The 712-nt window shown below is 63.9% G+C and carries 1 protein-coding gene; it reads right to left on the bottom strand.

What is annotated here, in order from left to right; translation table 11 throughout:
• On the bottom strand, window positions 1-712 hold a 712-nt coding region (locus NKH41_RS34075), incomplete at both ends, for a recombinase family protein (protein WP_352936012.1).

Here is a 712-nt window from a genome sequence, read left to right as displayed (position 1 = left end):
CTCGATGGCGTCGTCGACGCGTAGTCCACCGAAGGCGATGCAACGCGGCTCGCCATTGTCAAGCAGACCACGCCAGCAGGAATAGCGCGGAATGTTGTGCTTGGTTCCCGTGTAGCGGACCGTCAGCTTGCGGCCGCAGCGCCGGCAGCGGACAAGGCCGGCGAGCAGAGCGTCGCCATGCTTGGGCGCCCCGTGATGCCGGCTCGCGGGCACGTTGTCGCTCACCATCTTGCGGATCGCTTCCGCCCTTTCCCAGCTGACGTAGCCTTCGTGTGCACCCGGGATCAGCGCCAGCCATTCATCACGCGCCTTACGGCGGCTGCGCGAACGAATGGCTGTTGCATCATATCCCGACGCAGCACGAGTCTTACCATAGGCGTAGGCGCCGCCGTAGATCGGGTTCTCGATCATTCGGTGGATGGTCGCATAGCTTGGCCTGCGCCAGACCACATCGCCATTGTTGCGCTTGGCAGGCAAATCCAGCCCATGTTCGAGGAACCAGAGCAGGGCCTGGCGGGCACTGCCGAGTTCCGCCACCTTGTCAAACACAAGGGTGATGGCCTCCTGCATGCGACGGTCGGGATCCTTCTCCAGCCGGTCGCCGACCTTCACGAAGCCGACCGGGGAAGCGACGACGAGTTCACCGCGCCGGGCCTTCTCATAGCGGGCCGACAAGGAGCGCTGACGCAGAAGATCGAGCTCATACTCGTTG

Origin of the sequence: Mesorhizobium sp. M1169 (assembly GCF_040318345.1) — a bacterium.
Lineage (GTDB): Bacteria > Pseudomonadota > Alphaproteobacteria > Rhizobiales > Rhizobiaceae > Mesorhizobium.
This window is presented reverse-complemented; position numbering and strand designations above follow the sequence as displayed.